The organism is Streptomyces sp. NPDC002870, from assembly GCF_042888505.1.
GTDB lineage: Bacteria > Actinomycetota > Actinomycetes > Streptomycetales > Streptomycetaceae > Streptomyces.
In genome coordinates, this window is record NZ_JBIAPW010000028.1 from 92059 (window position 1) to 117483 (window position 25425).

General features: G+C 70.1%; 22 protein-coding genes and 1 pseudogene. 8 read left to right on the plus strand and 15 right to left on the minus strand.

The genetic code is table 11. From position 1 onward, the window contains the following. The first annotated feature begins 219 nt into the window (after nucleotides 1-219). The gene (locus tag ACFYWY_RS28180; RefSeq protein WP_389190864.1) at nucleotides 220-2133 is read left to right on the plus strand and encodes a protein-arginine deiminase domain-containing protein; all 1914 of its coding nucleotides are present in this window, start codon (nucleotides 220-222) and stop codon (nucleotides 2131-2133) included. Nucleotides 2134-2257: 124 nt separating this feature from the next. On the opposite strand, the gene ACFYWY_RS28185 is transcribed toward ACFYWY_RS28180, so the two are convergent. Together ACFYWY_RS28185 and ACFYWY_RS28190 are read right to left on the minus strand one after the other, a co-directional pair. Beyond that, nucleotides 2258-4690: a SpoIIE family protein phosphatase gene (locus ACFYWY_RS28185; protein ID WP_389190866.1), complete on the minus strand. Its 2433-nt coding sequence runs from the start codon at nucleotides 4688-4690 to the stop codon at nucleotides 2258-2260. 269 nt (nucleotides 4691-4959) lie between these two features. Further along, nucleotides 4960-5997 (minus strand): M28 family peptidase, encoded by a 1038-nt coding sequence (locus ACFYWY_RS28190; RefSeq protein WP_389190868.1) that lies wholly within the window; start codon nucleotides 5995-5997, stop codon nucleotides 4960-4962. 163 nt (nucleotides 5998-6160) lie between these two features. Between ACFYWY_RS28190 and ACFYWY_RS28195 the strand changes: the two genes are divergently transcribed. Continuing rightward, on the plus strand, nucleotides 6161-6901 hold the full coding sequence (locus ACFYWY_RS28195) for a PP2C family protein-serine/threonine phosphatase (RefSeq protein WP_389190909.1): 741 nt from the start codon (nucleotides 6161-6163) through the stop codon (nucleotides 6899-6901). 58 nt (nucleotides 6902-6959) lie between these two features. Here ACFYWY_RS28195 and ACFYWY_RS28200 read toward each other — a convergent pair whose 3' ends face one another. Together ACFYWY_RS28200 and htpX are read right to left on the minus strand one after the other, a co-directional pair. Next, nucleotides 6960-7580, minus strand: coding sequence for a hypothetical protein (locus ACFYWY_RS28200; RefSeq protein WP_389190870.1), 621 nt, complete (start codon nucleotides 7578-7580; stop codon nucleotides 6960-6962). A 20-nt stretch (nucleotides 7581-7600) separates the two neighbouring features. Next, nucleotides 7601-8536 carry a zinc metalloprotease HtpX gene (gene htpX / locus ACFYWY_RS28205; protein ID WP_389190872.1) on the minus strand — a complete coding sequence of 312 codons (936 nt, stop codon included), beginning with the start codon at nucleotides 8534-8536 and terminating at the stop codon, nucleotides 7601-7603. Between the two features lie 207 nt (nucleotides 8537-8743). Between htpX and ACFYWY_RS28210 the strand changes: the two genes are divergently transcribed. Continuing rightward, entirely contained in the window at nucleotides 8744-10879 is a 2136-nt protein-coding gene (locus ACFYWY_RS28210; RefSeq protein ID WP_389190874.1) for an NPCBM/NEW2 domain-containing protein, read from the plus strand. A gap of 43 nt (nucleotides 10880-10922) precedes the next feature. Here ACFYWY_RS28210 and ACFYWY_RS28215 read toward each other — a convergent pair whose 3' ends face one another. The 5 genes and pseudogenes from ACFYWY_RS28215 to ACFYWY_RS28235 all read right to left on the minus strand — a co-directional run bounded on the left by ACFYWY_RS28215 (nucleotide 10923) and on the right by ACFYWY_RS28235 (nucleotide 15644). Beyond that, nucleotides 10923-11588 (minus strand): potassium-transporting ATPase subunit C, encoded by a 666-nt coding sequence (locus ACFYWY_RS28215; RefSeq protein ID WP_389190876.1) that lies wholly within the window; start codon nucleotides 11586-11588, stop codon nucleotides 10923-10925. 4 nt (nucleotides 11589-11592) lie between these two features. Beyond that, nucleotides 11593-13742, minus strand: a pseudogene (gene kdpB / locus ACFYWY_RS28220) (potassium-transporting ATPase subunit KdpB). Continuing rightward, nucleotides 13739-15403 carry a potassium-transporting ATPase subunit KdpA gene (kdpA, locus tag ACFYWY_RS28225; RefSeq protein WP_389190878.1) on the minus strand — a complete coding sequence of 555 codons (1665 nt, stop codon included), beginning with the start codon at nucleotides 15401-15403 and terminating at the stop codon, nucleotides 13739-13741. The pseudogene kdpB and the gene kdpA overlap by 4 nt, the downstream one beginning before the upstream one ends. An 8-nt stretch (nucleotides 15404-15411) precedes the next feature. Continuing rightward, nucleotides 15412-15501, minus strand: coding sequence for a K(+)-transporting ATPase subunit F (gene kdpF, locus ACFYWY_RS28230; RefSeq protein WP_175264873.1), 90 nt, complete (start codon nucleotides 15499-15501; stop codon nucleotides 15412-15414). Further along, nucleotides 15498-15644: a hypothetical protein gene (locus tag ACFYWY_RS28235; RefSeq protein ID WP_389190881.1), complete on the minus strand. Its 147-nt coding sequence runs from the start codon at nucleotides 15642-15644 to the stop codon at nucleotides 15498-15500. Before ACFYWY_RS28235 ends, kdpF begins: the two co-directional genes overlap by 4 nt. Nucleotides 15645-15866: 222 nt before the next feature. Between ACFYWY_RS28235 and ACFYWY_RS28240 the strand changes: the two genes are divergently transcribed. Beyond that, nucleotides 15867-16949 (plus strand): magnesium and cobalt transport protein CorA, encoded by a 1083-nt coding sequence (locus ACFYWY_RS28240; protein ID WP_389190883.1) that lies wholly within the window; start codon nucleotides 15867-15869, stop codon nucleotides 16947-16949. Nucleotides 16950-17062: 113 nt separating this feature from the next. Beyond that, nucleotides 17063-17446, plus strand: coding sequence for an ArsR/SmtB family transcription factor (locus ACFYWY_RS28245; protein WP_389190885.1), 384 nt, complete (start codon nucleotides 17063-17065; stop codon nucleotides 17444-17446). Nucleotides 17447-17514: 68 nt separating this feature from the next. Here ACFYWY_RS28245 and arsM read toward each other — a convergent pair whose 3' ends face one another. Next, nucleotides 17515-18294 (minus strand): arsenite methyltransferase, encoded by a 780-nt coding sequence (gene arsM, locus ACFYWY_RS28250; protein ID WP_389190887.1) that lies wholly within the window; start codon nucleotides 18292-18294, stop codon nucleotides 17515-17517. Between the two features lie 76 nt (nucleotides 18295-18370). Then, nucleotides 18371-19177: a TIGR01458 family HAD-type hydrolase gene (locus ACFYWY_RS28255; RefSeq protein WP_389190889.1), complete on the minus strand. Its 807-nt coding sequence runs from the start codon at nucleotides 19175-19177 to the stop codon at nucleotides 18371-18373. Nucleotides 19178-19262: 85 nt separating this feature from the next. Here ACFYWY_RS28255 and ACFYWY_RS28260 point away from each other — a divergent pair, with 85 nt between their 5' ends. Beyond that, nucleotides 19263-20591 carry a phosphoribosyltransferase family protein gene (locus ACFYWY_RS28260; RefSeq protein ID WP_389190891.1) on the plus strand — a complete coding sequence of 443 codons (1329 nt, stop codon included), beginning with the start codon at nucleotides 19263-19265 and terminating at the stop codon, nucleotides 20589-20591. Nucleotides 20592-20645: 54 nt separating this feature from the next. On the opposite strand, the gene ACFYWY_RS28265 is transcribed toward ACFYWY_RS28260, so the two are convergent. The 3 genes from ACFYWY_RS28265 to ACFYWY_RS28275 all read right to left on the minus strand — a co-directional run bounded on the left by ACFYWY_RS28265 (nucleotide 20646) and on the right by ACFYWY_RS28275 (nucleotide 23525). Then, the gene (locus ACFYWY_RS28265; RefSeq protein WP_389190893.1) at nucleotides 20646-20831 is read right to left on the minus strand and encodes a hypothetical protein; all 186 of its coding nucleotides are present in this window, start codon (nucleotides 20829-20831) and stop codon (nucleotides 20646-20648) included. An 81-nt stretch (nucleotides 20832-20912) separates the two neighbouring features. Next, complete coding sequence (locus ACFYWY_RS28270; protein ID WP_389190895.1) at nucleotides 20913-21473, minus strand: PadR family transcriptional regulator; 561 nt, start codon at nucleotides 21471-21473, stop codon at nucleotides 20913-20915. A 24-nt stretch (nucleotides 21474-21497) separates the two neighbouring features. Continuing rightward, nucleotides 21498-23525, minus strand: coding sequence for an FAD-dependent oxidoreductase (locus ACFYWY_RS28275; protein WP_389190897.1), 2028 nt, complete (start codon nucleotides 23523-23525; stop codon nucleotides 21498-21500). A gap of 179 nt (nucleotides 23526-23704) precedes the next feature. Between ACFYWY_RS28275 and ACFYWY_RS28280 the strand changes: the two genes are divergently transcribed. Continuing rightward, nucleotides 23705-24265: a hypothetical protein gene (locus ACFYWY_RS28280; RefSeq protein WP_389190899.1), complete on the plus strand. Its 561-nt coding sequence runs from the start codon at nucleotides 23705-23707 to the stop codon at nucleotides 24263-24265. A 44-nt stretch (nucleotides 24266-24309) separates the two neighbouring features. Then, a complete protein-coding gene (locus ACFYWY_RS28285) occupies nucleotides 24310-25095 on the plus strand; it encodes a hypothetical protein (protein WP_389190901.1) in 786 nt (261 codons plus the stop codon). Between the two features lie 3 nt (nucleotides 25096-25098). On the opposite strand, the gene ACFYWY_RS28290 is transcribed toward ACFYWY_RS28285, so the two are convergent. Beyond that, complete coding sequence (locus ACFYWY_RS28290; RefSeq protein ID WP_307662210.1) at nucleotides 25099-25227, minus strand: DUF6126 family protein; 129 nt, start codon at nucleotides 25225-25227, stop codon at nucleotides 25099-25101. Nucleotides 25228-25425: the final 198 nt, after the last annotated feature.

A 25425-nucleotide genomic window follows, 5' to 3' on the forward strand; every position in this document is an offset into this window, starting at 1 on the left:
CCTGCTGCTGTCGCGCGTACGTCCTCGCCATCCGTCGACGTTCAGCCGGCGATACCCCAGTTCCCCTGATTCGTCGTCATTCCCTGGGCTGACACGGCCTCCTCCACCAGTCGCACCCACACATGCCTCCGGGATGAACCCGGCGCCGGAAGGCAACGCACCACGCGTCCCTGTCCTCTTCGGGCTCGGTAGCACCGATCCTGAGGAAAGGGACGCATCGTGGGTACGAGCCATGCGAGACACGCCGCACTGGCCATCACCGTGATCGGGGCCGTACTGGCGCCCGTGTCACCGGTGTTCGCCGCAGAGCCACCCCGGGTGGACCTCCGGGCGGACGTGAACCGGGACGGGCGGGTGGACGTCGGCGGTACGACGGACACCAGCGGTGAGGACGGCTGGACCGCCGCGAGGGGAGCGGTCTTCCTCCCCAACATCGACGACGACACCAAGCGGTGCGCGGTCAAAGGCCCGGGCGGCAAGCCGCTCCCTGATGCCAAGCTCGCCGCGTGCAACGACGCGGCCGACACCACGGTGAACGGCTCCGTCGACGCGGCCGACCTGGCCCGGGTGCGCTCCGTGCCGATGGCGAACCTGCCCACCACGGCTACGGGCGCCCTGAAGGTCGTGGCCGGCGCCAAGAACACCCGAATATTCGTCAAGCGCTCCACCGGCTGGACCTGGGTCACGGCCAAGACCCGCCTGTCCGCCGCCGAGCTCCGCGCAGGTGTGGAGTTCGGGGTCGAGAGCACTGACGTGATACGCGACAACGCCCGCTGGGGCGGTCGCTCCGTGATCCGTCTGACCGTGGCCTCCGGCGGGAAGAGCACCTCCGACGAGGTCACCCTGCGGGTCGCCCCGCTGCTCACACACCATCACCTGCAGAACGCGCAACAGTTGCTCGTCACCCAGGTGCCCGGGAAGGACGAATACGCGCGCCGGCAGCAGGCGTTCGTCAAGGGCCTCGCGGCAGAGGTCAAGTCGGCGGGCATCAACAAGCCGTTGACGACCTTCGACAAGTACGGGGACGTCTGGGCACAGGACTTCGTCGAGCCCGGCTACGTGAGCATGACCGGCCCCGGTGGGGGTCGGCAGGCGATACGCGTGATGCTGCGCTCCGCGCAGGCGGACCGTGAGGCCGGCCGGGAGCTGTTCGAGAAGCTGCGCGGCAACGGCGTCGGCGTGGTGCAGGTGTCCGGGGTCCGCGACTCGGAGGAGTGGACCCTCAACTCGATGGGGAATCTGGAGACCATCCCTCCGTACGACCACGGCGGCCGGTCCTTCCCCGCCGGGCGCATCATCATGGGCGAGCGCAAGGACAACGGCTCGAAGCCCGCGCAGGTGATGCGGACGCTGCTGAAGTCCCAGGGGTTCCAGGACCCGCTGCTCCTGGACACCTCATGGCTGCATGTGGGTCACGTGGACGAGTTCGTCCAGTTCCTTCCCGCGGACACTCCGCGCGGCTGGAAGATCTCAATCGCCGACCCCGAGGCGGGACTGCGGCTGCTGCGCGAGGCGCAGCAGGCCGGCCACGGCAAGACGCGGATGTTCTCCGTGCCGGGAAGCAAGGAACTGCCCGCCCCGAAGGAGACCATCGACCAGGCGCTCGCCTCGAAGTGGCTGGTGGCCGACAACACCATGGCCGCGAAGCGGATCACCGCGAATCTGGAGGTGCTCAAGCGCGAGACGGGTGTGACCGACGCCGAGGTCGTACGGGTGCCCGCGCTGTACACGCGGGGGACGGGAGACGAGGAGCGGGGCGACCGCATGCCGCGGCTGAAGCGGATGGGCGCCGGCGAGGTACCGGACGCGGTCCGCGAGTACGGGCAGCAGAGGGAGCTCGCGAGGCACGACGACCGCGGCGAGGCCCCGGGAACGGTCATGACCAGCGCGTACGTTCCGGGTGCGGTCAACGGGATCCTGCTCGGCCGCGACCGCTACCTGGCCCCGCGGCAGTGGGGTCCGGTCATCGGCGGCAAGGACATATTCACCTCCGCCGTGACTGCCGCGTACACGCAGGCGGGCATGAAGGTGTCGTACATCGACGACTGGTACACGTACCACCTCGGTATGGGCGAGATCCACTGCGGCACGAACACGCTGCGCGACGCCTCTGCCGCATGGTGGAAGCCGTAGCAGGCCGTGGTTCGCAGCGGGTGACCGTCGGGTGCGCACATCCGTGACAGCGGGCGTGCGCACCACCCGGCCGGTCAGGGACCGGCCGGGTGGGGGCAGGCGGTCAGGGGGCAGCCGGCAGGGTTCAGGGCACACGGGGTGGCAGGATGATCTCGGCCCACACCTGCTTGCCGCTGCTGAGCGGCACGGAGCCGTACGACGCCGACACCGCCTCGACCAGCAGGATCCCCCGGCCGCCGGTCGCCTCCCAGTCCACGTTCCCCGGTTTGACGGGAGCGCGCGGCGATGCGTCGCTCACCGCCACCCGTAGCCGCTCCCCGGCCAGCATGAGGTCCAGGCGCACCTGGCCCAGGGTGTGCACCAGCGCATTGGTGACCAGCTCGGAGACGATCAGCAGGACCGTGTCGGACTGTTCCGTCACGCGCTCGTCCGTAGCGCGCCAGGAGCGCAGGGTGCGGGAGGTGAAACGGCGCGCGTGCGCGACCGCGTCAGGCAGCCTCCACACCGTCCAGCCCGCCCGGAGCGGCCGGACTCCAATACCGTCGTAGCGCAGGAGCAGCAGCGCCACGTCGTCGTCACGCCGGTTGACGCCGCCGAGCAGCTCGTCGGCCATCCGCCCGGCGTCGGACGGGTCGGCGGTGGAAAGCGCGTCGCACACCCGGCGCATGCCGTCTTCCAGGTGCAGGCTCGACGACTCGACCAGGCCGTCCGTCAGCAGGGCGAGCACCGTGCCGGGAGCCAGTGCGACCGCGGTCATCGGGAACTGGGCCTCCGCGAGCACGCCCAGCGGAGGCCCGCCCTCGACCTCCACCTCACGGGTGACGCCTTCCGGGGTGCGCAGCAACGGCGGCAGATGCCCGGCCCTGACGCACCAGGCGTTGCCCTCCTCCATGTCGATGGCGACATAGCAGCAGGTGGCGAAGAGGTCGGTCTCCATGCCGACGAGCAGGTGATTGGCCCGGGAGACGACCACGTCGGGCGGGTGGCCCTCCACGGCGTAGGCCCTGATCGCCGTACGCATCTGGCCCATGATCGTCGCGGCGCCGGCGTTGTGCCCCTGCACGTCCCCGACAACCAGCGCCACATGGTTCTCGGAGAGCGGGATCACGTCGTACCAGTCGCCGCCGACCTCCAGGCCCACCGTCGCGGGCAGATAGCGGGCCACGGCCACCGCACCGGGCAGCCGCGGAAGCTTGCGCGGCAGGAGGCTGCGCTGAAGCGTGGTGGCGAGTTCGTGCTCGGCGTCGAACGAACGGGCGCGCACCAGGGCCTGCCCCACCAGGCCCGCGGTCGCGGTCAGCATGGACCGTTCCTCGGGCCCGAACGCGTGCGGCTCGTCCCATCCGACCAGGCACCCGCCCACCACCCGGCCCTCGGCGGGGATCGGCAGCACGGCGAGGCCGCCGGGGCCGATGCCGACGAGGCCCGGTTCGAGCGCGGAGCCCGCCGTCCACAGGCTCGCCCGGCCCTCGCGCAGCGCGGCCTCCAGCGTGGGCAGGGCGCCGGCGGGCGCGTCGGGCCACTCGGACCGCCATTCGGACCGCCAGAGCTCCGGCCAGGCATCGGGCTCCGGCGGGTCGAGGACCGTGACCACCAGCCGGTCCCCCTCGAGTTCGGCGAGAGCCACCCGGTCGGCTCCCAGCGGGTGGCGCAGGGCCGCGACCACGGCCCTGCTGACGTCCCTGACGGTCATCGCACCGGCCAGCGCGACGGACAGCTGCTGCACCCTGGAGACCTCGTCCGCGCTGGGCCGCAGATGCGAGGCGTCGGCGACCACGCCGAGCACCCGCTCCGGCTTGCCGACGCCGTCCGCCACCACCCGGCATCGCAGGCGCAGCCAGCGCAGCTCGCCGGTGGGGCGGCGGATACGGAATTCGAGGTCCCGGCCGACGGACGTCATATGGCCCGGCTCGACGATGGACATGAGCGAGGGCAGGTCGTCGGGAACGGTGTGCGCCAGCAGCGTCTCCACCCGTCCGTCGAATTCGTCCCGGGGGATGTCGACGAGGTCGAGCACCCGGTCGTCCGCCTCGATCTGCCCGCTGCTCAGGACCAGGGTGAACGAACCGACACGGAGGCGGTCCAGGGCAGGGCCCAGTACCGGCCGGGTCCCCGCACGGCCGATGGCGTGACTGTTCGGTTCGCCGGTCGCTTCGAGCCAGGCGGCGACCTGGTCGGCGTAGAGCTCCAGAAAGTTGCGCCGTTCGGCGTCGAAGCCGTTGCCCACGTCGTCCACGACGACCAGGCAGCCCAGCGGAGAGCCGTTCGCTCCGAGCGGCAGTGCGCCCAGCGAGATGTCGGGCAGCGTCCGGTCGGCCTTCTCTCCGGGGCTCTCGCCGTACGCGGCGAGCCCTTCCGCGTTCAGCCACAGGGCGCGGCCCGTGCGGAAGGCTTCGACGACCGGTGCATGGCCGGACAGGGGATAGCGGGGCGACAGCCCGTACATCGCACCGGAGTCTCCGGCCGATTCCGCCAGCCGCAGACTGTCGTCCCTCTTGCCCAGCACATAGACAGCGGCCAGCACCGCCCCGCCGAATACCCGGATTCGCTCTCTCACGGCTCGCAGCGCCCCCGTGGCCGGAAGCGGGCACGGGCTGCTCGGACAACCGGGTGCATCCGTGGCTCGGTAACGCCACGCCTCATCATCCCTCGCCTCCGACCAGTCTTCGCCGGCCGAGTCGCCTTCCGAGGTGGCCCACCCACCTCGTCATGCGTACGGGACCAGTCATGTCCAGCGTAGGGAAGGTGAACGCCGAGTGCGGGCTTCTACGGGGGTTCCGCCGATCTCGGCCGCCCGAGACGGGCCGAGACGGGCCGAGACCGGGATCAACCGGTCGGGTCGGCGGGCCAGGACGTGACGGTGGCGGCGGTCGCGACGGCGACGGCCGCCAGACGCCGGTAGTCGATGGTGTCCGGGGTGTCGGTCGGCCGGTGGTAATTGCGGTTCCGGAAGTTCGCCGTGCTGGTGAGCATCAGGGCCGGAATCCCAGCGTTCCAGAAGGCCGCGTGGTCACTTCGGTCGAGATGTTTCACCGGCGGCACCGCGAGGCCGACGAGCGCGCCCAGCCGGCCGTCCGGCCGCGGGTCGCGCAGGGTGACGGCGGGCAGCGGGGGCTCGACGGCGCCCGCTGCCCGGCGCCACAGACGCGCCGCCGCCGTCGTGGAGCGCCGGTGGACGACGAGGGTGAAGTCGCCACGTTGCCCGGCAGAGCGGACCTCGGCGGCCGCTCGGGGGAAGGCCGCGCCGAACCCGGCGGGCAGCAGCTGGGTTCCGGGCTCGTTCGCGAAGAAGCCGACCGACTCGAGGCAGACCATGCCCACGATCTGCCGGGTGCGGCCCGGCCGCCGGACGGCGAACCGGGAACCGATCAACCCCAGCTCCTCCATGTCGAAGAACATGAGGGTGACCGGGGGCGGTCGCGGCAGCCCGGCGATGAGGCGCGCGATCTCCAGCAGCGCGGCGACGCCGGAGGCGTTGTCGTCGGCGCCGGGGCAGCCGTCGACGGTGTCCAGGTGCGCTCCGGCCACCACCGTGGGGCGGCCGTCGCCTCCCGGCAGCCCGGCCAGGAGGTTCGCGCCGGTCAGCCGCCGGTGCAGGCGCGGTGTGAGCGCCAGTGCCCGATGGCCGTGGCGGTCGGTGGAGCCCAGTCGCCACCGTACGTCGAAGGGCTGACGCTCGGTCCGCCAGCCCGCGGCGGCCAGTTCACTCGTCACATGGGCCTCTGCGCGCAGCATGGCCTCGGGCGCGTGGGTGCGGCTTCGCGGGCGGTCGGCGAGGTACTCCACGTCATGGCGCAGGCGCAGCGGATCGGCCCGCCGGGTCAGTTCACGTACGAGCGCGGGCACGTCGGGGGCGAGGTCCATGACGCGGTCTCACCGCCTTCGCCTTCGCCGGTGCAGTACGTCTGATGGTGGTCCACCCAGTCTGCCGCCACGATCCGGCCGCGCAGCACCCGCGCGGACGTCCGCGGCGTAACAATGGTTGGTGAGAGGCACGTCGGCCGTTGCCGAGAGGCGGGACATTCCGGTGCCGTACATAGCAGTGACTGCCTTGAGCCATGCCGGGCTGATCCGTGAGCACAACGAGGACAGCCTCGTCGTCGGACCGTGGACGCTGTGCGGCACCGTGACCGAGAATCCGCAGACGTTGCTGTTCCCCCTCGGCTCACCGCTCGTCGTCGCGGTCGCCGACGGACTGGGCGGGCAGCCGGCCGGCGAGGTGGCCAGTGCGCTGGTGGTCCGCCAACTCGCCACACTCGGCCCCTCGTTGGACGACGAGGATGCCGTCAGTGACGCCCTGGACATCTGCAATCACGCGGTGTACTCCGCCGCCCGCGACCATCCTGAGCTGGTCACCATGGGGACCACGGTCGCGGGTGCCGTCGTCCTGAAGGAGTCGCTGCTGACGTTCAACGTCGGGGACAGCAAAGTGTTCGACGCGGCTCGGAACGGGCTTCGCCAGGTGAGCGTGGACGACAGCCCGCCGCTGCGGCCCGGACAGCGCATCACGTCAGCCGTCACACAGACGCTCGGCGGCAGCCACACGTTCAACGCCATCACGCCCCATGTGGCGGCCTCGGCGCTCTCCGTAGGCGATCGCTACCTGGTGTGCACCGACGGGCTGACCGACCCGGTGCCTGACGATGAGCTCGAGGGCCTGCTGCGGGTGCACGACGACGGGAGGGCCGCCTTCGAGCTCTGGAAGGCGGCGATCGCGGCCGGAGGGCCTGACAACATCACGTTCGCGCTGGTACGGATCGCCGAGTAGGGCTTCTGCGCCGGTCCGGCCGTCCGGTCCGTCTGGTCCGTCCGGCCGTCCGGCCGGTCTACAGGCCCGTCGTGGGCACGTGGCCCGTCCCGCCGAGGCCCGGCGCCCCCCACACCGGGAACCACCGGGCCAGGTCCGTCTCGATGCGCAGATCGTCCGTGAGCAGCGCCCTCGCCTGGAGTTCCAATCCGTTGTCGCGCTTCTCCGTCGTGCCCGGGAGCGGCGCGAAGGGGTAGAAGGTGCCGCGCTTGTAGAGGTAGACCAGCGCCAGCGCGCGATCCCCCGTGGCCTCGCGGAAGGCGATCAGGGAGCAGAGCAGCTGCGGGCCGAACCCGGCTTCCTCGAGGAGGGTGTTGACCGCGTGCAGGTCGTTGACCAGGGAGGCCGTGTCGTTGGCGGGATGGCGGGCGAGGAGCCAGGTATAGCCGTACGCGTCCTGGCTGAACTCGACCGGGATGCCGCCGCGCCCGGTGTCCGCGTCGAGCAACTCCCGTACGTCCTCCTGGAGTTGAGCGAAGGCCCCGCCCTCGACGCTGGCGAAGCACACCGAGCCGACGCCGGTCGGGGTGAATCCGGCGCCCGCCTGGAGGGTGATCGCGGCGGCGGGCAGGCCGAAGAGCTGGTCGAGGTCGGGGCGTACCGGCTTGCTGCGGCCGAGGATGGTGTCGAGGAGTCCCACGAATGAACCTCAGTTCGTCGTCACGGGCGGCCGAGCTGCGCCGAGATCCTGCCCAGCTGGTCCAGGCGCTGCTCCAGCGTCGGGTGGGAGGAGAGCAGCCTGCTCAGGCTCTCCTTGGAGGAGAAGGCCGGCACGAACCAGAAGGCGTTGAACGGCTCGGCCCTGCGCAGGTCCCGCGTCGGGATCGCCGCCATCTCGCCGGTCACCTTGGTGAGCGCGGAAGCGAGTGCGGAGGGGCGGCCGGTCAGCATCGCGGCGGCGCGGTCGGCGGACAGCTCGCGGTAGCGGGAGAGCAGCCGGGTCAGCAGGAAGCTGATCACGTACACGGCAGCGCTGACCAGGGGTACCAGCAGCATGGCGATCGCGGCGTTGGGGTCGCGGCTGCCGTCGGGCCGGCCGAAACCGCCCCAGACCGCGACACGGGTCAGCACGCCCGCGAGGACGCCGAGGAACGACGCGACGGTCATCACGGCGACATCACGATGTGCGACGTGCGACAGCTCGTGCGCGAGGACGCCCTCCAGCTCCTCCGGCTCCAGACGGCGCAGCAGGCCGGTGGTGGCACAGACCAGGGCGGAGTTCTCGTTACGGCCGACGGCGAAGGCGTTCGGCACATCGCTGTCGGCGATCGCGACGCGAGGCTTGGGCATGTCGGCGAGGGCGCAGATACGGTCGACGGCGCCGTGCAGCTCGGGCGCCTGCTCCGGGGTGACCTCGCGGGCACCCATGCTGAAGGCCGCGATGCGGTCGCTGAACCAGAACTGAGCGATGAACAGCACGCCCGCGATCATCAGGATGACCGGCCACGAGCCGCGCAGGAGGGCCAGCAGCACACCCACGAAGACCACATAGACCAGCCCGATCAGGAACATCGTCGTCACCATGCGGGTGGTGAGTCCCCGATCCGGGGCGTAGCGGGACCGGGGCCCCTTCCCCACCATCGTCCGACCGGCCATGTGATCACCCTCCAGACCGAGCCTGCCGCCGCACTTCTCCCTTCAGTGTGCCCCTTTCGCTCCTATTTGCGGGATAAGTGAGCCTGAGCTGCCCCGCCCGCAGGGCGTGTGCGATGTCTTGACATGAACCTGGCCTAGCGCTGAAATGTGGTGGCTTTCGTTCGTCCCCGTTTGTTTGTGCGCCAATCACCCCCCTCGGAGCCGCACATGCATGCAGAACGACACACCTCACTCGGCGCCCGCCTGGCCGCCGTCGCCACGACGCTCGCGCTCCTCACAGCAGGCGCGGCCGTCGCCGTCACCGGGCAGGTGGCCGCCGCTCCCCCCGCAGCCGCCGTCGACAACGGGCTCGCACGTACGCCCCAGATGGGGTTCAACAACTGGAACTCCACCCACTGCCGGGCCGAGTTCAACGAGGCCATGGTCAAGGGCATCGCCGACGTCTTCGTGTCCCAGGGCCTCAAGGACGCCGGGTACACCTACGTCAACATCGACGACTGCTGGGCCCTGCCGCAGCGCGACGCGAACGGCAATCTCGTCCCCGATCCGGTCCGCTTCCCCAATGGGATCAAGGCGGTTGCGGACTATGTGCACTCCAAGGGGCTCAAGTTCGGCATCTACTCCAGTGCCGGCACCAAGACCTGCGACGTACAGGGCTTTCCGGGCGGGCTCGGGCACGAGCAGCAGGATGCCGACCTGTGGGCTTCCTGGGGCGTGGACTACCTGAAGTACGACAACTGCAACAACACCGGCGCCGACGCAAAGCAGCGCTACACCGCCATGGCCAACGCCCTGAAGGCCACCGGGCGGCCGATTCTCTACAGCATCTGCGAGTGGGGGGAGAACCAGCCCTGGAACTGGGCGGCGGACGTCGGCAACTCATGGCGTACGACCGGGGACATCAGCGATTCCTGGTCCAGCATGATCGGCATCGCGCACCAGAACCAGGGGCTCGCGCCCTACGCCAAGCCCGGGGCGTGGAACGACCCCGACATGCTCGAGGTCGGGAACGGCGGGATGACCGACACCGAGTACCGCACCCACTTCAGCCTCTGGGCGCAGATGGCCGCGCCGCTGCTGATCGGCAGCGATCTGCGCAGCGCCTCGCCCGCCACCCTCGCGATCCTGAAGAACACCGACGTCATCGCGGTCGACCAGGACAGCCTGGGCAAGCAGGGCACGGTGGTGTCCAGCTCCGGCGGTCTTGTGGTGATGTCCAAGCCCCTGGCCGACGGCAGCCGTTCGGTGACGCTGACCAATGAGACGACCTCTGCGAAGACGATCTCGACGACGGTCGAGGCGATCGGGATCGGCGGCGCCTCCTCGTACGCGCTCAAGGACCTGTGGTCCAAGCAGACCGGCACCACAACGGGCACGATCAGCGCCTCGGTGCCCGCCCACGGGACCGTGATGTACCGGGTGACGCCGGGCGCTCCGGTGCCGCCGCCCGCCGGGATCCAGCAGGTCAGCGATCTGCCGTGGACGTCGGCGATCAACGGCTGGGGGCCGGTGGAGCGCGACCGCAGCAACGGCGAGCAGACCGCGGGCGACGGCCGGACCCTCACCGTCAACGGCACCGCCTACGCCAAGGGCCTCGGTACACACGCGGCGAGCGACATCACCTACTACCTGGGCGGCGGCTGCCGGTCGTTCACCGTGGACGTCGGCGTGGACGACGAGTCGACGGCGGGCGGATCGGTCGTCTTCCGGGTCTATCGCGACACCGCCCTGGTCGCCGACAGCGGTGTGCGCACGGCGAGCGATCCGCCGAAGCGCCTGAGCGCCGACCTCACCGGCGGTACGAAACTGAGGCTGGTCGTCACCGACGGCGGGGACGGCATCGACTACGACCACGCCGACTGGGCGGACGCCAAGCTGGTCTGCGGCAGCGGCCCGGCGGCCGGCAACCATGCGCTCAGCGGGCTCACATGGACCTCGGCCGCGAACGGCTGGGGGCCGGTGGAGCGCGACCACAGCAACGGCGAGAAGGCCGCGGGCGACGGCCGGACCCTCACCGTCAACGGCACCGCCTACGCCAGGGGCCTCGGCACACACGCGGCGAGCGACATCACGTACTACCTCGGCGGCGGCTGCACCAGGCTCACCGCCACCGTCGGCGTCGACGACGAGTCGGGCGGTACGAACGGGTCGGTGGTCTTCCAGATCTACCGGGACGGCACCAAGGTCGCCGACAGCGGCCGCCTCACCGGAGCCGACGCCGCCAGGCCGCTCACGGCGGATCTCACCGGCGGCCTGGAGCTGAGGCTGGTCGTCACCGACGGCGGCGACGGCATCGACTACGACCACGCGGACTGGGCATCGCCCCTCCTGACCTGCGGCTGAGCCCTGGGCAGCGGCGGACCTGGTCTGCCGCTGCCCAGCACGATCACTTCTCGGTGAGTGCCTTCAGCGCGATGTTGAGGTTGAGGACGTTCACCGTGGGCTCGCCCATGAAGCCGAGGATCCGGCCGTCGGTGTTGTCCTTGACGAGCTTGTCGACCTGGGCCACGGAGAGGTCGTTCTTCTCGGCGACGCGGTGGACCTGGAGCTCGGCGTACTTGGGGGAGATGTCCGGGTCCAGGCCGGAGCCGGAGGAGGTGACGGCGTCGGCCGGCACGTCCGAGGGCTTGACCTCGTACGTGGCCGTGGCGTTGTCCTTCACCACGGCGGCCTTGGCGTCGGTGACCCACTTGATCAGTTCGGCGTTGTCGCCGGACCGGTTGGTCGCGCCGGACAGGAGCAGCTTGTACTGGGTGTTGACGGTGTTGGAGCCCAGGCCGTTGGAGGGGCGCGGCTGGAACCACTTCAGGTCCGGCGCGGGCGTCTCCTCACCCTTCTTCAGCGGCAGGTCGTAGCGCTGCCCGATGAGTTCGGAGCCGACGACCTTCCCCTCGGACCTGATCTCGGAACCGTTGGCCTTGTTGTTGAACAGGGCCTGTGCGACACCGGTGACGGCGAGCGGGTAGATGACGCCGCAGATCACGGTCAGGACGAGCAGGGCACGCAGTCCGGCCCACATCAACCGGGCGGTGCTGCTGACTGAGTTGTTCATGGGATCAGCCGACTCCGGGGATGAGGGAGATGATCAGGTCGATGAGCTTGATGCCGATGAACGGGGCGATCAGGCCGCCCAGGCCGTAGATCCCGATGTTGCGGCGGAGCATCTTGTCCGCGCTGGTCGGCCGGTACTGCACGCCCCTGAGGGCGAGCGGCACCAGCGCGATGATGATCAGCGCGTTGAAGACGACGGCCGACAGGATCGCCGACTCCGGAGAGGACAGCTGCATGATGTTGAGCTTGTCCAGGCCCGGGTAGACCACCGCGAACATCGCCGGGATGATCGCGAAGTACTTCGCGACGTCGTTGGCGATCGAGAACGTCGTCAACGCACCCCGGGTGATCAGGAGTTGCTTGCCGATCTCGACGATCTCGATCAGCTTGGTCGGGTTGGAGTCCAGGTCCACCATGTTCCCGGCCTCCTTGGCGGCCGAGGTACCGGTGTTCATCGCCACGCCGACGTCCGCCTGCGCCAGCGCCGGGGCGTCGTTGGTGCCGTCACCGGTCATCGCGACGAGCTTGCCGCCGGCCTGCTCCCGCTTGATCAGCGCCATCTTGTCCTCGGGGGTGGCCTCTGCGAGGAAGTCGTCCACACCGGCCTCGTCCGCGATGGCACGCGCGGTCAGCGGGTTGTCACCCGTGATCATGACGGTCTTGATGCCCATCCTGCGCAGCTCGTCGAACCGCTCCCGCATGCCGTCCTTGACGACGTCCTTCAGGTGGATGACACCCAGGACGCGGGCACCCTTGTCGTCCTCGACGGCGACCAGCAGCGGCGTACCGCCCGCCTGCGAGATCCGGCTGGCCGTGATGTCGGCGTTCTCGACAACGCTGCCGCCGTGCTCGGTGACCCACCTGATGACCGAACCCGCCGCGCCCTTACGGACCTTGCGCCTGGTGCCGTCCTCGACGAGGTCGACACCCGACATACGGGTCTGGGCGGTGAAGGCCACCCACTCGGCATCGATCAGCTCGCCCTGGTGGCGCTCGCGCAGCCCGTACTTCTCCTTCGCCAGCACGACGATGGAGCGGCCCTCGGGCGTCTCGTCGGCCAGCGAGGAAAGCTGCGCGGCGTCCGCCAGCTCGGCTTCTGTGACGCCCTTGACCGGAACGAACTCGGCGGCCTGACGGTTGCCGAGGGTGATCGTGCCGGTCTTGTCGAGCAGCAGCGTGGAGACATCGCCCGCGGCCTCGACCGCGCGGCCCGACATCGCCAGCACGTTGCGCTGCACCAGCCGGTCCATGCCCGCGATGCCGATCGCGGACAGGAGTGCGCCGATGGTCGTCGGGATCAGGCAGACCAGCAGGGCGGTCAGCACGATCAGCGACTGCTCGGCGCCCGCGTACTTGGCGAACGGCTGCAGCGTCACGACCGCGAGCAGGAAGACGATGGTGAGGGAGGCGAGCAGAATGTTCAGCGCGATCTCGTTGGGCGTCTTCTGCCGGGCCGCGCCCTCGACCAGGGCGATCATCCGGTCGATGAACGTCTCGCCGGGCTTCGTCGTGATCCTGATGACGATCCGGTCGGAGAGCACCTTCGTACCGCCGGTGACCGCGCTGCGGTCGCCGCCCGACTCGCGGATGACCGGGGCCGATTCGCCGGTGATGGCCGACTCGTCGACCGACGCCACACCCTCGACGACGTCGCCGTCGCCGGGGATGATGTCGCCCGCCTCGCAGACGACCAGGTCCCCGATGCGCAGGTCGGTGCCGGGTATCCGCTCCTCGGTCGTGCCGACGAGCCGCCGCGCGACCGTGCCGGTCTTCGCCTTGCGCAGGGTGTCGGCCTGCGCCTTGCCGCGGCCCTCGGCCACCGCCTCCGCCAGATTGGCGAAGATCGTGGTCAGCCACAGCCAGCCGGCGATCGCCCAGCCGAACCAGCCGGTCGGGTCCTTGATCGCGAAGACCGTGGTCAGCACGGAGCCGACCAGGACCACGAACATCACGGGCGACTTGATCATCACCCGCGGGTCGAGCTTCCTGACGGCGTCCGGCAAGGACTTGATCAGCTGCTTGGGGTCGAACAGCCCCCGCCGACGCGTCCGGGCTCTGTCCTGTGACCGGTGGGCACATCGGAGTGCGGCGCCCGGGTCGCAGTGGCGGTGGACATGGAGCCGGGCTCCTCTTGCTTCTTGATGTCGGGGGTCATGACGCCAGCCCTTCGGCGAGCGGACCCAGCGCGAGGGCCGGGAAGTAGGTCAGACCGGTGATGATCAGGATCGTGCCGACCAGCAGCCCGGTGAACAGCGGCTTCTCAGTCCGCAGCGTGCCCGCCGTGGCCGGCACCGGCTTCTGCTCGGCGAGCGAACCCGCCAGCGCCAGCACGAACACCATCGGCAGGAAGCGGCCCAGCAGCATCGCCAAACCGATCGTGGTGTTGAACCACTGCGTATCCGCGTTCAGACCCGCGAAGGCCGAACCATTGTTGTTCGCGCCCGAGGTGAACGCGTACAGGATCTCGGAGAAGCCGTGCGCACCCGAGTTGGTCATCGAGTTCACCGGAGTCGGCAGCGCCATCGACGCGGCGGTGAAGCCGAGAGACAACGCCGGCGTGATGAGGATGTAGCAGGCCGCCAGCTTGATCTCACGCGTGCCGATCTTCTTGCCCAGATACTCGGGCGTACGGCCCACCATCAGGCCCGCGATGAACACCGCGATGATCGCCATGATCAGCATGCCGTACAGGCCGGAACCCACCCCACCGGGTGCGATCTCGCCCAACTGCATGCCCAGCAACGTGATACCGCCGCCGAAACCGGTGAACGAGGAGTGGAAGCCGTCCACCGCTCCCGTCGAGGTCAGGGTCGTGGAGACCGCGAAGATCGACGAAGCTCCGATGCCGAACCGGGTCTCCTTGCCCTCCAGCGCGCCACCGGCGATCTGGAACGCCGGACCGCGGCCCGCGAACTCCGTCCACCACATCAGGAAGACGAAACCGACCCAGATGACCGCCATCGCGGCGAGAATCGCGTAACCCTGCCTGATCGAGCCGACCATCTTTCCGAACGTGCGGGTCAGCGCGAACGGGATCAGCAGGATCAGGAAGAGCTGGAAGAGGTTGGTGAAGGCGTTCGGGTTCTCGAAGGGGTGGGCGGAGTTGGCGTTGAAGTAACCGCCGCCGTTGGTGCCCAGCTCCTTGATGGCCTCCTGCGAGGCGACCGCGCCGCCGTTCCACTGCTGCGAGCCGCCCATGAACTGGCCGACCTCATGAATCCCGGCGAAGTTCTGGATCGCCCCGGCAGAGACCAGGATGATCGCGCCGATCACCGAGATCGGGATCAGGATGCGGACCGTGCCACGCACCAGGTCGGCCCAGAAGTTGCCCAGCTCACCGGTGCGGGTGGGGGCGAAGCCCCGTACGAGCGCCACCGCCACCGCGAGGCCCACCGCGGCCGAGAGGAAGTTCTGCACCGCCAGGCCACCGGTCTGCACGACGTGGCCCATGGTCTGCTCGCCGTAGTACGACTGCCAGTTGGTGTTCGACACGAACGACGCGGCGGTGTTGAACGCCTGGTCCGGGTCGATCGAGGAGAAGCCCAGCGAACCCGGCAGGGAGCCCTGGATACGCTGCAGCAGGTACAGGAAGAGGACGCCGACCGCGGAGAAGGCCAGCACACCGCGCAGATAGGCGGGCCAGCGCATCTCGGCGGCGGGGTTGGCGCCGATGGCCTTGTAGATCCACTTCTCGACGCGCAGATGCTTCGTCGAGGAGTAGACACCGGCCATGTAGTCGCCCAGCGGACGGTACGCCAGCGCCAGCGCGGCTATCAGCGCGAGCAGCTGGAGCACACCGGCGAGGAAGGGGCTCATATCGGGGCTCAGAACCTCTCCGGATACACAAGGGCGAGGACGAGGTAGCCCAACAGGGCGACGGCCACGACCAGGCCGACGATGTTCTCGGCAGTCACAGCTTTGCCACCCCCTTGGCGATGAACGCCACCAGCGCGAAAACCGCGATCGTGGTGACGACGAAGGCCACGTCGGCCATCGTGAGCTCCTGGAAGAGATTCGGAACGAACGGACAGCTCGAGGAAACCTCGCTTCCGAGCACCCACGCGCCGCGTTGACGCGCCTCATACGGCCATTGGCGTGCTCTTGACGGACTTCATACGCACCCCCTCCCCGGCCCTTGAAAACGCAGGGCCCGCAGGGCTCCGGAGGGCGGCGCACGGTCCACCGGCCCGTTCGTTTCCGGTCAGATGCACCGGTCACCGGTCACCTGCACGGCGGTGGCACACTGGCGACTGGTTGTCCGAAGGAGCCAGCTGTGCCGATGATCCGCAATCTCCGCCGCGCCGTGCGCCGCGCCACCCGCAGGACCGTGGACCTGAGCCACCCGGCCCGCTCCCCGCTGGGCAGCACGGTGGTCAACTGCGTGATCTACGAGGACGGGGTGCGGCAGCCCGACACCGGCCCGGTGGACGAGGCTCTGCGGCGGGTCCGCAAGTCCAGCCGCGGCTTCGTCTGGATCGGGCTGCACGAGCCCTCCGAGACGGAGTTCGCCGGGGTTGCCGAGCTGTTCGGTCTGCACCCGCTGGCCGTCGAGGACACGGTGGTCGCCCATCAGCGGCCCAAGGTGGAGCGGTACGACGAGACCCTGTTCGCCGTCTTCAAGACGTGCGGCTATGTCGAGCACGAGGAGCTCACGGCCACCAGCGAGGTGGTGGACACCGGCGAGCTAATGATCTTCACGGGGCCGGACTTCGTGATCACCGTCAGGCACGGCAGGCACGGCTCGCTCGGCCCGCTCCGGGAGGCCCTGGAGGACATTCCCGAGCAGCTGGCCAAGGGCCCCGCCGCCGTACTGCACGCCATCGCCGACCATGTGGTCGACGACTACCTCGCCGTGGCGGACGCCGTACAGAACGACATCGACGCCGTCGAGAGCACCGTCTTCACCGAGCACGCGGGCAGGGGCGACGCGGGCCGCATCTACCAGCTCAAGCGCGAACTGCTGGAGCTCAAGCGCGCGGTGGCGCCGCTGGCACGGCCGTTGCAGGCCCTCGCCACCCAGCCGCTGCCCCCGGTCGGGCCTGACATACAGCCGTACTTCCGTGACATCACCGACCATCTGGCCCGCGTCACCGAGCAGATCGCATCCTTCGACGCCCTGCTCGACTCGATCCTCCAGGCCCACCTCGCACAGGTGACGGTCGCCCAGAACGAGGACATGCGCAAGATCACCGCATGGGCGGCGATCATCGCCGTGCCGACCATGGTCTGCGGTGTGTACGGCATGAATTTCGACCACATGCCGGAGCTGCGATGGACCTACGGTTACCCCTTCGTTCTCGGTGTCATGGTCGTCGCCTGCTTCGTCATCCACCGCAGCTTCCGCCGCAACGGCTGGCTCTGACGCCCAGTTCGCCCCCTGCTGCGCGGCGGCCGCGGGGGCACGTCGGCTGACCGGCTTCCCGGGGGCGGCCGCGAGCCCTGGGCGGTTGGTTCGACATGTGTCAACATAGACGTATGTCGAATGTGAAGGCGTTGCCGCTGCTGGAGTCCGATGCCGGCCTGCATGCCGGGCCCGATGTCGAGCCGTGCTGCCCGCCGCTGACCGAGCGCCCTCTCACGGCGGCGGAGGCGGTCCGCACCGCCGCCATGTTCAAGGCGCTCGGCGACCCGGTGCGCCTGCGGCTGTTCTCGTCGGTCGCCTCCCACGAGGGCGGCGAGGCCTGCGTCTGCGACATCTCGGACGTCGGCGTCTCGCAGCCGACCGTCTCCCACCATCTGAAAAAGCTGAAGGACGCGGGCCTGCTCACCTCCGAGCGGCGCGGCACCTGGGTGTACTACCGGGTCGCGCCCTCCGTGCTGACCGCGATGGGGAAGATGCTGGGGCAGTACGCAGGCTGATCCGCCCCGCCGCCTGATCGGCCCCGGCGCTTGGAGCCCGCCCGGGGGCGCTTGACTCGCCCCGACGCTCACGCCGCCCGCGCGGACGGCTTGACCGCACGGACCACGGCGGACCGCATCCCGTCCGCGACCTCATGCGTAGGCGTGATCTCGACGCCGCCGAACCCGGCCGCCTCTAGGCCCTCGCGGTACTCCGCGAAGGACAGCGCCCCCGCGACGCAGCCCACATAGCTGCCCCGCTCGGCGCGCTCGGCGGGGGTCAGGCGGTCCTCGGCCACCACGTCTGTGATGCCGATACGGCCGCCGGGCACCAGCACCCGGAACATCTCGGCGAAGACGGCGGGCTTGTCGACGGACAGATTGATCACGCAGTTGGAGATCACGACGTCGACGGTGTTCGCGGGCAGCGGTACGGACTCGATGGCGCCCTTGAGGAACTCGACGTTGGTGACGCCCGCCTTCTCCGCGTTGGCCAGGGCGAGGGCGAGCATCTCCTCTGTCATGTCCAGCCCGTACACCCTGCCGCTCGCGCCGACCCGGCGCGCGGACAGCAGTACGTCGATACCGCCGCCCGACCCCAGGTCCAACACGCGTTCACCCTCGCGCAGTTCGGCGACGGTGAGCGGGTTGCCGCAGCCGAGGGATGCCGCGACCGCGTCGGCGGGGAGCGCCTCGCGGTCCTCGTCCCCGTACAGTCCCGCGCCGAAGTTCTCATCGACCTCGGCGGACGGGGAACCACAACAAGCGGACTGGGAACCACAGCAGGCCGTGCCGCCTTGGGTGACCTTGAGGGCGGCGGTGGCATATCCGGCGCGGACCGTCTCGCGGATGTCCGACTGATCGCTCATGACACACTCCCCTGCATCGATGTCTGTGGAATCAACAGTGCACGCTGAATCGACGAGCGTCAACATAGAGAGATGTCTAATCAGCTGCGTCCGGTCTACCGTTCTCCAGCAGCGCGGGAAGGTCGGCGAACGAGTCGAGCACGTGGTCCGGTGAGCCGTCGGCCGCCCGGTGCGTCTCGGGCAGGTACTTGCCCGTCCTGACCAGTACCCCGGTGATTCCGCTGCGCTGCGCCGCCAGCACATCGGATTCGATGTCGTCGCCCACCATCAGCGCTTCGGACGCGGTGGCGCCCAGGTGCGCCAGGGCGGTGGCGAAGAACGTAGCGGCGGGTTTGCCGGTGACCTCCGCCTCGACGCGGGCGGCTTGCTCCAGCCCCAGCAGGAAGGCCCCGGTGTCGAGGTCGAGCCCCTCCGCGGTACGCCAGTAAAGGTTGCGGTGCATGGCGATCAGCGCGGCGCCACGCTGCACATGACGGAAGGCGGCATTGAGAGCCGCGTAACTGAACTCGTCGCCCGCGCCGCCGAGGACGACCACATCCGGGGCGGCGTCCCCCGTCCCGTCGACGAGCGTCACCCCCTCGAGATCGTCACGGACGTCGCCGCTGCTGAGCAGCAGACAGCGGGCGCCCGAATGGTGCTCCCGCAAGTACGCGGCGGTGACGGCGGGCGCGGTGAGGATGTCCTCTACGCCGACGGGAAAGCCCTCCCCGGCCAGCTTCGCGGCGATCGACGCGCGAGTCCGTGAGGTGGTGTTGGTGACGAGCGCCAGCGGAAGGCCGGCGTCGCGCAGCCGCTTCATGGCCTCGACGGCGCCGGGCAGCGGCTTCCAGGACACCGTGAGCACGCCGTCGATGTCGATCAGGACCGCTCCGATTCGTTCCATGCGACCGACCGTATCGCCGCCTCGCCTCCCGCTTGCGAAACAGCCACAGATGGGGTTATTACGAAAGGGATGGGAGTGAACCGCTGTGCTGTTCACCGATCGCATGGATGCGGGACGCCGACTTGCCGAAGCGCTACGGCACGTACGGGGGGAGAATCCCGTCGTCCTGGGCCTGCCGCGGGGCGGAGTCCCGGTTGCCTCCCAGGTGGCGCAGGCTCTCGGCGCACCACTCGATGTGATCGTGGTCCGCAAGCTGGGGGTGCCGTACCACCGCGAGCTGGGGTACGGCGCGATCGGCGAGGGCGGGGTACGCGTCATCAGCGACGACATCGTCCGCCGCAGCGGAGTCGGACGGGACGAACTCGAAACGGTCGAGCGCGCCGAGGAGACCGAGCTCGCACGGCAGGCGAAGCGGTTCCGCACGGACCGGCCGCGGACGGCCATCGGCGGCCGCACGGTGATCATCGTGGACGACGGGATCGCGACCGGCGCGACGGCCGCGGCGGCGTGCGAGGTGGTACGGGCGCAGGGCGCGGCCCGCGTGGTGCTTGCCGTGCCGGTGGCGCCTCCGGACGCGGTCGCCTGGCTGCGCACAGAGGCGGACGAAGTGGTGTGCCTGTCCACGCCGAGGGCGTTCCGGGCAGTCGGCGAGTGGTACCAGGACTTCTCCCAGACCCCCGACGAGGAGGTCGTCGCCCTGCTCGCGCAGGCGGCCGAGAGAGGAGACGAGAACCCGGCCGGGGGTGAGACCGAGGTCGAGGTGGACGCCGGCGGGGTCCGGCTGACCGGGGACCTCACCCTGCCCCGGGGCACCGAAGAGATTGTGATGTTCGCCCACGGCTCCGGCAGCAGCCGGCACAGCCCGCGCAACCGGCTGGTGGCGGCCGCCCTGAACCGGGCGGGCCTGGGCACCCTGCTCTTCGACCTGCTCACCCCGGCAGAGGAAGCCGACCGGGCGAACGTCTTCGACATCGAAACCCTGGCCGGGCGGCTGGCGGACGCCACCCGCTGGCTGCGGGAGCGCGAGTCGGCCCGGATCGGCTACTTCGGTGCGAGCACCGGAGCCGCGGCCGCGCTGCGGGCCGCCGCGTCATTCGGCGCCGCATCCGCGGGTGCCGACGGCGACAGCGACGTGGACATCGCCGCCGTGGTCTCCCGCGGCGGCCGTCCCGACCTCGCCGGTCCGCACCTCGCCGACGTACGCGCGCCCACGCTGCTCATCGTGGGCGGCCGCGACACGTTGGTCCTCGACCTCAACCGCCAGGCCCAGGCGGAACTTCGCTGCGAGAACCGGCTCGAAGTCGTCCCGGGCGCCACGCATCTCTTCGCGGAACCGGGCGCCCTGGACGAGGTCGCCGACCTGGCCCGGGACTGGTTCACCAGCCACTTGGCGGCGAGTCACCCCATGCGGTGACGTCGACGTCACCGCCGGCCGCGAGCCGCCGCTGACGGTCCGACAGGCGTCCGCTCACGCCAGGGCGATGAACAGGCCCAGCGTCAGCACGGCGATGCCGCATCCGTACAGCGCCAGCCTTACGGAGTGCGCCTCCGCGGACGGGTCGGTGCTGCCGACGGCGCGGCAGAGGCCGAAGACAGACTTCAGCAGCAGGGCGAGCGCGGCCGCGGAGAAGGCGGCGATCAAGGAATCCGTCACGCCGCGACAGTCTCACGGGCCGTCAGGTGTCGCATGTCGGCCTACTCCGTCCCGGCGGCGCCCCTCACCCCCGCCGTTCCGTCACCCGGCGCCTCGCTCGTCGAGTGCCCCGGCCCTCAGGCCGGTCAGCGCCTCTGTCAGCCACTTCGTCCAGAACGTCTCCAGCTCGATCCCGCCCCGCAACACCAGATGCCGCAGCCTGTCCTGCTCCGTCGACTGCCGCTCCGGCGGGAAGTCGCGCGCCTCGATCGCCTCGTACTGCGCCAACTGCCGCCGGTGCAGCGCCAGATGACGGCCGACCTCCGCCTCCAGGCCCGCGCTGCCGACCACCCCCGCCGCGCGCAGCCGCAGCAGCAGCGGGTCGCGGACCGGCTTCGGGTCCTCGGAGCGCGCGACCCACTCGGTCAGCTCCTCGCGGCCCGCGGGCAGGACTTCGTACTCCTTCTTCTGCCCGCGGGTCGGCTGCGCGGAGGGCAGCGCGCGGATCTGGCCCGCCTGCTCCAGCTTCCCCAGCTCGCGGTAGATCTGCTGATGCGTGGCCGACCAGAAGTAGCCGATCGACTTGTCGAAACGACGGGTCAGCTCCAGCCCCGACGAGGGCTTTTCGAGCAGAGCCGTGAGGATCGCGTGCGGGAGGGACATGGCCCGCATCCTAGGCAGGAGGCATCAGAGCGTCGCCGCGAGGCGGGTGCCCTGGTCGATCGCCCGCTTCGCGTCCAGCTCCGCCGCCACGTCCGCCCCGCCGATCAGGTGCACCGGCCGGCCCGCGGCGCTCAGCTCCTCGTACAGCCCGCGCTGCGGCTCCTGACCGGTGCACAGCACGACCGTGTCGACGGGCAGGACTGTGGCCGTCCCGTCGACGCTCACGTGCAGGCCCTCGTCGTCGATCCGCTCGTACGTCGCCCCGGCCGTCATCGTCACCCCGCGGTGCTTGAGCTCCGTACGGTGGATCCACCCCGTCGTCTTGCCGAGACCCGCGCCGACCTTGCTCGTCCTGCGCTGGAGAAGGTGGACGGTACGCGGCGGCTTCGGGCGCTCGGGGGCCGTCAGGCCGCCCGGCGCGCTGTAGTCCGTGTCGACGCCCCACTGCCGGAAGTACGTCCCGGCGTCCAGGCTCGCGCCCTCGCCGCCGTCCGTCAGGAACTCCGCGACGTCGAAGCCGATGCCGCCCGCACCGATCACCGCGACGCGCTCGCCGACCGGCGCGCCGTCGCGCAGGACGTCGAGGTAGCTGACGACGCTCGGGTGGTCGACGCCCGGGATCTCGGGGGTCCGTGGCGTGACCCCGGTGGCGACGACGATCTCGTCGTACGCGGCCGACGAGAGGTCCTCTGCGGTGACGCGGACGCCGAGACGCACCTCGACGCCGTGCAGTTCGAGCTGCGTACGGAAGTAGCGCAGCGTCTCGTTGAACTCCTCCTTGCCCGGGATCCGCTTGGCGATGTTCAGCTGCCCGCCGACCTCCTCCGCCGCGTCGAAGAGCGTGACCTCGTGGCCGCGCTCGGCGGCCGAGACCGCGCAGGCGAGCCCGGCAGGACCCGCGCCGATGACCGCGACGCGCTTGCGCAGCCGCGTCGGCGAGAGCACCAGCTCGGTCTCGTGGCAGGCCCGCGGGTTGACCAGGCAGGAGGTGATCTTCCCGCTGAAGGTGTGGTCCAGGCAGGCCTGGTTGCAGCCGATGCAGGTGTTGATGGTCTCCGCGCGGTCCGCCTTCGCCTTGGCGACGAAGTCCGGGTCGGCGAGGAAGGGGCGGGCCAGCGACACCATGTCCGCGCGCCCCTCGGCGAGCAACTGCTCTGCGACCTCTGGGGTGTTGATGCGGTTGCTGGTCACCAGCGGCACGGACACGGAGCCCATGAGCTTCTTCGTCACCCAGGTGTACGCGCCGCGCGGCACCGACGTCGCGATGGTGGGGATACGGGCCTCGTGCCAGCCGATCCCGGTGTTGATGATCGTCGCGCCGGCCGCCTCGATCTGCTTGGCGAGCGTGATCACCTCCTCCAGCGAGGAGCCGCCGGGCACCAGGTCCAGCATGGACAGCCGGTAGATCAGGATGAAGTCCGGGCCGAGCCGCTCGCGCGTACGGCGGACGATCTCCAGCGGGAGCCGGATCCGGTTCTCGTACGAGCCGCCCCAGCGGTCGGTGCGGTGGTTGGTGGCGCTCGCGATGAACTCGTTGATGAAGTAGCCCTCTGAGCCCATGATCTCGACACCGTCGTACCCGGCGGACTTCGCCAGCTGTGCCGCCCGTACGAAGTCCTCGATGGTCTCCTCGACCTCGGCGTCGGTCAGGGCGTGCGGTACGAACGGGCTGATGGGGGCCTGGATGGCGCTCGGCGCGACGAGGTCCGCGTGGTACGCGTACCGGCCGAAGTGCAGGATCTGCATCGCGATCCGGCCGCCCTCGGCGTGCACGGCGGCGGTGACGGTCCGGTGGCCTTCCGCCTCTGCCTCGGTGGTGAGCTTGGCGCCGCCCTCGTACGGACGACCCCGGTCGTTGGGGGCGATGCCGCCCGTGACGATGAGGCCGACGCCGCCGCGGGCGCGGGCGGCGTAGAAGGCGGCCATCCGCTCGAAGCCGCGCTCAGCCTCTTCGAGACCGACGTGCATGGAGCCCATGAGCACCCGGTTGGGCAGGGTGGTGAACCCGAGGTCGAGCGGGCTCAGCAGATGCGGGTACGGGGTCGGGCTCATCGGGGCGCCTCCTCGCGCAGGGGTCGACGGTCCAGTTGTAGCCGCCCAGAAGCGATTATGCAACAAGGTGCAAAACATCGATCCCGGACCGCTGCCGTCCCCTGTCCGACAAGTGTGCTGATCAGTCGTACGGGTGATGTCGGCCCTCCGCCCGGGTCTCGTTCCCTTAGCTTGCTTATGTGGCGGGATGGGAGCAGTTCAGCGCACTGGGGGTCGCGGCGATTCTTGGCTCGCAGGGGGTCGGGGTCGGGGCGCAGGTGTCCGTGTCGGTGTCGGTATCGGTGTCCGTCTCTGTGTCGGTTCACTTCGAGGACTGCCCGCCGGCTCCGGCACCGCCCCCGACACCGCCCCCTGCGCAGCCGGTGCCGCCGGCTCCGCCACCGCCTCCCACACCGCCGCCTCCCACGCCTCCCACCTCACCCACGCCGGTCGCGCCACCTGCCGAACGGCCCCCGCCCCCGCAGGACGCCCCGGAGCCCCCTGTCGAGAAGGCCCTCGCGAAGGCCCCCGAGTCGGCCCCGGCGACGACCCCCGAGGCGCCCCCCGCACCCGTCGCCCGCAAGGGACCCGAGCGGCGGCACGTCATCGCCGTACGCAACTACCGCCGCGCGACCGGGAAGCCGGATGACGCCGGAACTCCCCTCGTGGTCCTGCTGCTGGTCACCACCACCCCGGCCGTGCTCGCCGCGGCGCTGCTGCGGCCCCGCTCCAGGTCCGCCGGCGGGCGCGGCCGCGCCTGACCCACACCCTCGCCGCTCTCCCCACACCCCGTTCGGAGAACCTCATGTCGGAATGGCTGGTCCTGACCGTCGCGATGGCCGCCGCCTGTGCCGTCGTCCTCGTCATCGCCCTGCTCAGGCAGTACCGGCTGAACCGGGCCGGGGCGGCGGAGGACGGCGAAGCCCCCGAGACCCCTGACGTCCTCGAATACATGACGATGATGGTCGGCGTCGTGTACGCGATCGTGCTCGGCCTCGCCATCGCCGGCGTCTGGGAGGCGCGCAGCGCCGCGCAGGACGACGTACGCCGCGAGGCACAGGCGCTGCACGAGGTCACCCAGCGAGCCGCGGTCTATCCGGCCGGCGTCCAGGAGCAGCTCCGCACGGACATCGACCGTTACGTCTCCCACGTCGTCCACCAGGAGTGGCCGAGGATGATCGACCACAACGAGCTGTCCGGGCGGGGAGCGGAACTGCTCGGCGCAGTACGCACGCACATCGCCCAGCGGACACCGGCCAACGAGCTGGAGGCGCAGGCGTACCAGCCCATGCTCGACCAGGTCGCCGTCGCCGACGACGCGCGCAACGCGCGGGCGCAGAACGCCGGGGAGACGCTGCCCGGGGTCGTGTGGTTCGGCCTGATCACCGGGGCACTGGTGACGGTCGGCCTGATCTTCACGCTGCAGATCGGCCGCACCCCCAGGGAGCTGCTGCTGGCAGGGCTCTTCAGCGCCCTGATCGCCTTTCTGCTCTTCCTCGTGTGGGACTTCGACGCGCCCTTCGGGCGGTCGGGCACGGATTCGGCGGACGCCTTCCGCCAACTGTTCGCGAGCGCCGCGGGACCGAGCTGAGGCTCACTTCTGCGCGTGTTCGCCGACATAGAAGAGCAGCCACACAAAACCGGCGAAGAGGTGGGTGGCGAAGACATACACGAAGACGCGCAGCATCACACCGCGCTCCTTCCAGCTCTCGCTCTCGCTCACGACAGGCCTCCAGCCGGTGCGTACGTACGTCGGCAGCCGGTCCCGCCGCGGTCCCCCGCACCAGGGTACGAGGACCCGGAACAGGGGGGCCGGGGTCCCGGTCTTGAGTTCCTAACGGACGTCAAGTAGCTCGTGGTGTTCTTGAGGGCTGGTTCGTAGGGTGGTTGTCGACGGGCCGGTTGCCGGAGCACTTCGTGA